This window comes from Mycobacterium sp. (assembly GCF_035570115.1).
GTDB lineage: Bacteria > Actinomycetota > Actinomycetes > Mycobacteriales > Mycobacteriaceae > Mycobacterium.
This window is the reverse complement of record NZ_DATMLH010000246.1, coordinates 1-8,257: the sequence shown is the minus strand read 5'-3', so window position 1 is coordinate 8,257 and position 8,257 is coordinate 1. Positions and strand designations below refer to the sequence as shown.

Below are 8,257 nucleotides of genomic sequence, written 5' to 3'. Positions count from 1 at the left end.
AGATCCGTGGGGACTGAACGCAGCCGATAAAGCCGAAGGCATTCATCGTGCGCTCACCACGCCGCTGCAGTCGGGTCCCGCCGAGGTCTTCCGCTACTCCGACATCAACTACATCCTGCTTGGCGCGCTGATCGAGAAACTCACCGGCGAGGCCGAAGACGTTTACGTCCAGGACAACGTATTTGAGCCGCTCGGCATGGCAGAGACCCGCTATCTTCCGCCGGCCAAAGCATGCGGCCCACACACGATCAGAGGGGCCGCGATTGGATGGGCTCCCGCGCCGAAAGGGCGCGAGCTGGTTGCCTGCCCAGCTGGCACCTGGAGCACCAGTCTGTTGCCGCGCATCGCACCAACGGCACTTGACGAGGAAAGCAGAGCCGATCCGAGCAAGAATCCCGATTACGGCTATCTGCTTCGGGGCACCGTGCATGATCCGACAGCGCGCCGCATGGGCGGAGTGGCCGGGCATGCCGGTGTGTTCTCGACGGCGCACGATGTCAGCATTTATGCGCAGGCCTTGCTTGATCGGCTTGCCGGCCGCCCGAGCAAGTTTCCGCTCCAGCAAGCGACTTTGGAATTGATGACGAGCCCCCAGCAGCCCGGACATACAGCGCAACAACTCGAAGCAGCGAAGGACGCCGCCCGAGAAGCCATCGCAAAGACACCAAACACAACGGATCCGCTGCTCGCTCCCAACTATCCGGCGATCACGGGACAGCATCTGTTCGGCTTTGGCTGGGATATCGATACGGACTTTTCCAAGCCGCGAGGCTTGATCTTTCCCATCGGCAGCTTTGGCGCCACAGGCTTTACCGGAACCTCGCTTTGGATGGACCCAGGCTCAAATACCTACGTAATTCTGCTCGCGAACGCCATCCATCTGCGAGGCAGTCAACCGATCTCGAAGCTGCGCGGTGACGTGGCTACGGCGGCGGCCCAGGCCCTGCGTCTCTAAAGAAATCGCTCATAGGCGGGTAATTCGCATAGTGGTTCGGCGGCGTGACTGGTGGGACAGCTGTGAACTCGATCAGTGCGCCTCGGCTTCACGGTCCGAATCGTCAGCGCCATGCTCGCGCCATTTGCGGAAACCGGTCCGCGCGGCGAACGCGCCGACGATCGCGGTCACGCACCACACCGCGATCGCCGAGTATGCCAGCAACGGCGACCGATTCCCGATCGAAGCGCCCAGTGCCGTATAGACGAATGCCCGTGGTACCGAACCGATGAAAGCGCCAACGGCCATCTGCCACAACGGAACTCCGAACGCCCCGAACGTGTAAGACGCCAGCGCATCCGACAGGCCGGGGATGAAGCGCTGCCCGACGACGGCCCACAGTCCACGTCGTTGGATCAGGGTGTCGAGGCGGTCGGCGCGTTCGGCCCCCAGCAGCGCCCGCGCGCTGTCTCGCCCGGCCCGACGGCCGACCAGGCTCGCCACGACCGCGGTGCCTACCGTCGCCCCCAGCGTCACGAACACGCCCAGCACCGGACCGAACAGCAGCCCGCTGCTGGCGGCCAGGATTGGGCCCGGTACGAAGATCGCGCCGAGGACCGCCGAGACCACGATGTAGGTCAGCGGCGCCGCCGGGCCCGTGGCCTTGACCGTGCGCCGCACGTCCTCGATGTCGACAACGTGGCGCACGGCCAGCAGATAGAACAGCGCGATCAAGAAGACGGCGAACACGGCGAGCCGGACGATGTGGCGTCGCCGCGATGTCGGCGCGGAACCTTCGTTGTCGGTCATGCTGACCGTGATTCTTCCGCACGCACGGCGGCCGAGCCGCTCACGTAGGGTCGGGTGTCGTGAGAACTGATGACGACAACTGGGAGATCACCGAAAGCGTGGGCGCGACGGCGCTCGGCGTGGCGGCAGCGCGCGCGGCCGAGACCGAGAGCGACGATCCGCTGATCAGCGATCCGTTCGCGCGGGTGTTCCTCGACACCGTCGGCGACGGGGTATGGAACTGGTTCGGGGCTCCCGAGCTGCCCGCCGAGGTCGTCGAAGCCGAGCCCGCACTGCCGGTGCGGATGAAGTCGATGGTCAGTTTTTTCGCTTCGCGCACCGCCTTCTTCGACACCTTCTTCCTCGATGCCGCCCGTGCGGGCATCCGTCAGGTGGTGATCCTGGCTGCCGGCCTGGACGCGCGGTCATGGCGGCTGCCGTGGCCCGACGGGGTGACGGTCTACGAGCTTGACCAGCCCAGGGTGTTGGACTTCAAAGCCTCGACGTTGCACGAGCACGGGGCTGACCCGACCTGTCATCGGGTCGGCGTCCCGGTCGACCTGCGCCAGGACTGGCCTAAGGCGTTGCAGCAAGCCGGTTTTGACGCGTCGGCACCGAGCGCCTGGTCTGCTGAGGGGTTGTTGATGTATCTACCGGCGACGGCCCAAGAGTTGCTATTCGACCGCATCCGGGGACTCACCGCTGCCGGCAGCCGGGTCGGCATCGAGGGGCTGTCACCCGACTTCGGTGACCCCGAATTCGCCGCGCAGCGCCGTGAGCGCATGGATCGGGTCGTGGCGTTGATGGCCAAGGCCGACCCGCAGCGCGAGATCCCGCGAACCGACCAACTGTGGTACTTCGAGGACCGCGAAGACGTCGGCGATTGGTGGGCTCGGCACGGCTGGCAGGTGACGGTGACATCATCAGACGAACTGATGACCGGCTACGGCCGCACACCCCCGCGGCAGATCGAAGACGGCGTCCCGCCGTATCTGTTCGTGTCCGCGCGGCGGACGGGCAGCTAGCGCAGCCGCACCATCCGCGTCGTCGAACTCTCGTCGAGCTCCACAAGATCGGCGCGCGAGCGCAGAAAGTCGCTGAAAGACTTGAATCCCAACGACTTCTCGCTGAACGACGGATCCATCCGCTTCATCTGCGCCTTGACCGCGGAGTTGTGCAGCCAGTCGGCGTCATCCTTCTCCAGGCCGATCCGCAACGCGCGCGTCAGTAGGTCGGTGGCCGCGGCCTGTGGATCGGGCGGTGGCGGCTCGTCGTCGTCGGCGTCCTTGGCGCGAGCGCGTCGTTTTGGTTCGGCGACCGGAACTCCGGGCAGCGCGTCGTAGATGACGAACTCGTCGCACGCCGCGGCCAGCGCCCGGCTCGACGAGCCGGCCACCCCGACGCCCACCACGTAGCGGCCGAGCCGCTTACAACGCTGCGCCAGCGGGATGTAGTCGGAGTCGCCGGCCACGATCACCACGTGGGTCAGGTCGGGCAGGCGGAACATGTCCTCGACCGTGTCGACGGCCAGCCGAATGTCGGCGCCGTTCTTGCCGTAGGCCGCCGCCGGGAACAGCTGCACCAGATCGACTGCGCGGCCCACCAGCTGTTCGCGGTAGCCGGTGTTGACGTCGGCCGACCAGTCCGCGTAGGCGCGGGTGAGCACCAAGGTGCCGAACGACGACGCGAAGTCGATGATCGCGCCGACGTCGACGGTGGCCTGCGCCAGCCGGTCCGGATACTTGTCCAGACCTTTGGCCTTGTCCTTCTGGAACGAGCTGCGGCCATGCACCTGGTCATAGCGGGAGATGACGATGTTGTCGAAGTCGAGATACACCGCAACACGGCCCTCGCCGGGATCTGCCATCAGTCCAGTCTTGACCATCGGCCGGACGGCTAGTACCGATTGCCAATAGTGAGTCCTTTAGGAGGGAGAACCCATGATCGAACTACTGCCGGACATGCCCAAGGGAGTGAGCGGCGTTCGCGTGTCGGGTCGACTGGGAGGTGACGAGCTGCGCGAGCTCAAGCCCACCATCGAGGAAATGCTGCGAACCGACGAGATCAGGATCGTTGAGGTCATCGCGCCCGACTACGAGGGCTTCGGGCCCGGCGGATTATTCGAGGATCTCAAGCTGGGCTTCGGCACGGTCTTGCCCCATCATTCGGCCTTCAAACGAATAGCGGTGGTGTCCGATAAGGCATGGGTGGCCCATACCCTGCACGCGTTGTCGTGGTTAATTCCGGGCGAGCTCGCCCTCTTCAAGCTCGACGAGCTTGAGCGAGCCAAAGAATGGGCCGCCGGCTAAGCAGGCCGACAAAGACGGCTGCGAGCGAACAGCCAGATGGCGGCGAACATTTGCCACGCGGTGATCGAGTAGACGCTGCATCGCTCCCACACAGCGGGCGGCATGAGTTGAACTCCCGCGCCGCTCGACTCGACAACGAACATCATGAAGCTGAGCAGGCCGAGCGCAGCGAGCCCGGCCGATATCCTGCGATGCCACGGCGGTCCGCCGATGGTGCAAGAGCCCGCCAGGATGGCTGCGTTCCCTCCCACGATCGCCAACACCGCGCCGGTGGCATGCACCCAAGCGGTCCGGTCGGCCTGCGCGGCGGGCCCGCTGTGGAAGATCGCGATCAGAATATTGCCGACTGCATTGACGGCAGCAAGCGTCAGAAATGCCCGAGCCCTGCGTGCCCCGATTGCTCGAACGGCGAGGATGGCGCCAACGAGAAACAGCGTTCCCTGCAGACAGAACGCGGTGTTCATCAGCCAGGCCAGCGCGGAGGCGCGAGAGGGCATCCCGAGATCACTGATGAGGTTGTGGGCGTAACTGTAATGAGGCCGAAAAGCTTTGACCGCAATAGCTTCGAAGATCAGATACACCAGTGCACCGGACATCCACGCAGCGGCCGCGCCGAAGGCTTGCCGTGGTCGCGCCGGGGGACTTGTCATCACAGTCGGCCGCCTCTGCAGAAGGTAAAGTCCTTCGATTATTCGGGACTCCAGGAGGCGGCAATGAGCGACCACGAAGTCAAGATGATCATCCTGTCGACCGACGACCTGGATGAATCGATCCGGTTTTACAGCGAGACCCTGGGCATGTCGCTGAAGTTCCGCGACGGAGCCCACTTCGCCGCCCTCGACGGCGGGCCGATCACCCTCGCATTGGCGACCGCGGTCGACCATCCCATACCCGGGCAGCTCGTCGTCGGGATCAAGACCGCCGACGTCGACGCCGCGGCCAAGGCCGTCGAAGCCAGTGGTGGCGGCATCGTGAAAGGCCCGTACGACGACGCCCACGAACGCCGCGCCGTGGTCTACGACAACAAGGGCAACGGCGTCGTCTTCTACAAGCCGCTGGGGCGATGAACGACGCGGGCGTCGGTACGCGGCTTACCGAAGCGGTGAGCCTATTCGTCGCGGCCGTCGACGAAATACCCTCGGAGGCTTGGGATCTACCGTCGAATCTTGAAGGCTGGAGCATCGGTGACTTGGTGGCGCACACCACCGGCAGCGTCGCGAAGCTCGTGACGCTGGTCCAGGGCGGCGAGATCGCGCCGGGGCCGTCGGATCCGAGCGACTGGAAGTCCGACGACCCGGCCGCACAGGTTCGCGAGTTGGCCGCCCGGTTGCACGACGCCCTGGCCGCCGCGGATCTGGATGCGCTGCAGCCTGCGCTGGAGGTTCCCGTCGTCGGCCTGTCCATCCACACCTGGGACATCTACCGGTCACAGCAGCGGTCACTCGAGTTGCCCGCGGACCTGCTTGAGTTCTGCCGTCAGGTGGCGGAGTCGGTACCGGAGGACACACTGCGCCGGCCCGGCGGGTTCGGGCCGGCCCAACCGGTCGCCGAGGACGCGACGCCGACCGCCCGGCTGATGGCCTATTTCGGTCGCCCGGTGTGACGCGGCCACGCGGCAGTTAAGAAGCCAAATGCGCGCTGCCGTCGTCTAACTCGTCACGACGCAAATTCATCGGCGTGACAGCTGGAAGATCGCCGCCGGCCACCACCGCCCGGGTGATCGGCGTCAGCGCTTGAAACAGCGCCTCGACCTCGTCGTCGCTGAGCGCGTCGAGTACCGACAGCACAAGCGCGTCGGTGGTCGATTCGATGGCGTCCTTCAGTTCCCGGCCCTCTGCGGTCAGCGTTCCGCCGCCGTCGAGCAGACCCCGCTCAGCCAGCTGTTGTTCGTGGTGACGCCACTCCGCGTCGTCGTAGTCGCGGGTGCGGGCAATGTACTCGCGCGGCACCCTGCCGGCCGCGGCCTGCAGTACGTTGCATTCCCGGCCCGAGACGCCGCCGGCGCTGAGCACCGCGATGTGCGCGTCGCCGCGATGTTCGCGCAACAGCGTCGCGGCATGCCACAGCGCGGCCAGCGGATCGTCCGGCCACGGCAGCGCCCGATTGGCGGCGAACAGCGGTCGCCCGTCGAGCGGCGCCTGCCGCACCGCCTTCCCGGCTAATTCCGCTGCGGTAGTGACGTTTTCATCGGCGTCAAGTCCGTACCGGCGCAGCGCCGCGACCGCGGACTCCTGCCGGGCGCGCAACGCGGCCTCCGGGCCGGCGATCTGCCACGCCGCCGGCAACGCCTTGGCGACCCGCTCCGGGGCGAAGTTGTAGAAGATCGCGGTCACCACCTCGGGCGCCACCTCTCCCAGCGGCGCCGAGCGGGCGGCGAAATAGCCCATCCAATAGCCGCGGTAACCCAATCCGTCCAACGCCGCTCGCGCCTCGGGCGCGAAGTACGTCACGCCATGCACTGGCTCGAATCGATTGAAGAAACGTCGCGCCAGGTCCGGTTCTCTGTGCACGGTCGCAAGCCTAGTCTGGAGGCCCATGGAGATCATCGCCTCAGCTCCCGCCCAGATGGGTCTCGGTGAGATCGCCGGCTGGGCATCACGCATGGAGCGCATCGGCTTTGACGTCATCCACATTGCCGAGACAATTCACGATCCCTTCACCATCGCGGCGATGGCCCTGACCCACACCAAGCAGCTGACCGTTCGCACCAGCATGGTGCTGGCATTTCCGCGCAGTCCGATGATCGTCGCGTATGCGGCCTGGGATCTCGCAAAGTATTCCAACGGCCGGTTCCAGTTGGGGATCGCTTCCCAGGTGCGCGGGAACATCGTCGGCCGCTTCTCCTCGCCGTGGTCGGAGCCGGTGTCGCGGCTTGGCGACTACATCGAATCGCTGCGCGCGATCTTCCATGCGTTTCAAACGGGTGAGCCACTCAACCACCAAGGCAAGCACTACCGATTCAATCGATTGCAGCCATACTTCAACCCCGGCCCGATCGACCATCCCATCCCGCAGATCTGGACCGGCGGAGTCAACCGGAAGATGTGTGTCCTCGCCGGCGAATTGTCGGACGGCTTTGTGTGTCATCCCACCAATTCGCACCCAGATATCCTTAACGCGCGCATCCTTCCCGCGATTGCCGAGGGCGCCCGAGCGGCCGGACGTAAGCGGTTGCCGGCCGTCGTCGCCAACGCGCAACCCATGATGGCCGCCACCCGCGATGCGATCGAACAACAGCGCGGGCCGCGTCGTGCCGAATTGGCTTTCCTCTACAGCACGCCCGCATATCGTCGCCAGTTGGAAGACTTCGGCTTGGCAGAGCTCGGCGAAGCGCTAAGCGAGATGGCACGCCGCCGGGAGTGGGGCGACCTGGCCAACCACCTCACCGACGAGGTGATGAACCGTGTTGTCCCGCAAGGCACTTACTCCGAAATCCCCGACATCCTCACGGGGTGGTACTCGGGACTGTGCACAGGACTCAACCTGCCTGTCCCCGCAGACGACGAGCAGGACGCACAGCTGGCTGAACTTGTCCAGCGGTGCAAGACGATCCCCGGCGCGACCCCGCCAAATTGACGCGACCGACATTTACGCGCGGCCGCGCTGTGTGCGAAATAGTTCGACTAGCGTGCGGTCCAGCCACCGTGATCGAGGCCATCCCGCCGCCATACGCTCGTTTGAAGAACGAAGGTCGCCTCGATCTCGAAGACGAACAACCGTTCGGCGCCAATGTCATTCGGAGTTGCGCCGGATCTATCGCCGTCGGACGGCTACCATGCTCCGCCGACGTCCCGATCCCGGCCTCTTGTTTATCTGCGTGATCAAGTGTGCGATGCACTACCGCCACGACACAATGTCTCGCCAGATGGCCGAACAGCGCAGCCTGGTAAACACGTTCTAAACAATTGCTCCCGCTTCAATATTCGGGAAAGAGCCGCCGAGTCAAGATCACCGTTCTGTGAGATATTGGTCGATTTCGATTCGGTGGGTGACAGCCGGCTTTAATATGCGCGTGTGAAGACTAGGTCGACTGGAGGGGCGCAGCCGATGAGCCGAACGCTTCTTCACGTGAAGGGGTACCGCCGGCGGTGGATCAAAACGGGCATATCCGTTGGCTTAATCGTCGTCGGGGCATGTATCGCGATGTTGTCTTACTATCCCGCGCACATTCCGGATCTTGAGCGGTATATGTATGGCGACTCGCACGATTGGCTAACCGGATTCA

The 8,257-nt window shown here is 64.9% G+C and carries 10 protein-coding genes; 6 read left to right on the top strand and 4 right to left on the bottom strand.

Annotation, left to right across the window (positions count from 1 at the left end):
- Positions 1-955 (top strand): serine hydrolase domain-containing protein (locus VNW74_RS22870; protein WP_325681042.1); only part of this gene is annotated, 955 nt, incomplete at its 5' end.
- A 72-nt stretch (positions 956-1,027) separates the two neighbouring features.
- On the opposite strand, the gene VNW74_RS22865 is transcribed toward VNW74_RS22870, so the two are convergent.
- Positions 1,028-1,744, bottom strand: coding sequence for a TVP38/TMEM64 family protein (locus VNW74_RS22865; protein ID WP_325681040.1), 717 nt, complete (start codon positions 1,742-1,744; stop codon positions 1,028-1,030).
- A 59-nt stretch (positions 1,745-1,803) separates the two neighbouring features.
- On the opposite strand from VNW74_RS22865, the gene VNW74_RS22860 reads away from it, so the two are divergent.
- The gene (locus VNW74_RS22860; RefSeq protein WP_325681038.1) at positions 1,804-2,748 is read left to right on the top strand and encodes a class I SAM-dependent methyltransferase; all 945 of its coding nucleotides are present in this window, start codon (positions 1,804-1,806) and stop codon (positions 2,746-2,748) included.
- On the opposite strand, the gene VNW74_RS22855 is transcribed toward VNW74_RS22860, so the two are convergent.
- Positions 2,745-3,590 (bottom strand): NYN domain-containing protein, encoded by an 846-nt coding sequence (locus tag VNW74_RS22855; protein ID WP_325681036.1) that lies wholly within the window; start codon positions 3,588-3,590, stop codon positions 2,745-2,747. The genes VNW74_RS22860 and VNW74_RS22855 overlap by 4 nt on opposite strands.
- Before the next feature lie 73 nt (positions 3,591-3,663).
- Here VNW74_RS22855 and VNW74_RS22850 point away from each other — a divergent pair, with 73 nt between their 5' ends.
- Positions 3,664-4,032 carry an STAS/SEC14 domain-containing protein gene (locus tag VNW74_RS22850; protein WP_325681034.1) on the top strand — a complete coding sequence of 123 codons (369 nt, stop codon included), beginning with the start codon at positions 3,664-3,666 and terminating at the stop codon, positions 4,030-4,032.
- Here the strand turns inward: VNW74_RS22850 and VNW74_RS22845 are convergent.
- Positions 4,029-4,682: a DUF998 domain-containing protein gene (locus VNW74_RS22845; protein WP_325681032.1), complete on the bottom strand. Its 654-nt coding sequence runs from the start codon at positions 4,680-4,682 to the stop codon at positions 4,029-4,031. The two genes, VNW74_RS22850 and VNW74_RS22845, sit on opposite strands and share 4 nt — an antisense overlap.
- Positions 4,683-4,745: 63 nt before the next feature.
- Between VNW74_RS22845 and VNW74_RS22840 the strand changes: the two genes are divergently transcribed.
- Positions 4,746-5,099, top strand: coding sequence for a VOC family protein (locus tag VNW74_RS22840; RefSeq protein ID WP_325681030.1), 354 nt, complete (start codon positions 4,746-4,748; stop codon positions 5,097-5,099).
- The gene (locus tag VNW74_RS22835; protein WP_325681028.1) at positions 5,096-5,635 is read left to right on the top strand and encodes a TIGR03086 family metal-binding protein; all 540 of its coding nucleotides are present in this window, start codon (positions 5,096-5,098) and stop codon (positions 5,633-5,635) included. Before VNW74_RS22840 ends, VNW74_RS22835 begins: the two co-directional genes overlap by 4 nt.
- Before the next feature lie 16 nt (positions 5,636-5,651).
- On the opposite strand, the gene VNW74_RS22830 is transcribed toward VNW74_RS22835, so the two are convergent.
- On the bottom strand, positions 5,652-6,542 hold the full coding sequence (locus tag VNW74_RS22830) for an SCO6745 family protein (protein ID WP_325681026.1): 891 nt from the start codon (positions 6,540-6,542) through the stop codon (positions 5,652-5,654).
- 25 nt (positions 6,543-6,567) lie between these two features.
- Between VNW74_RS22830 and VNW74_RS22825 the strand changes: the two genes are divergently transcribed.
- Positions 6,568-7,608, top strand: a complete 1,041-nt coding sequence (locus VNW74_RS22825; protein WP_325681024.1) for a TIGR03617 family F420-dependent LLM class oxidoreductase — start codon at positions 6,568-6,570, stop codon at positions 7,606-7,608.
- Positions 7,609-8,257 lie beyond the last annotated feature (649 nt).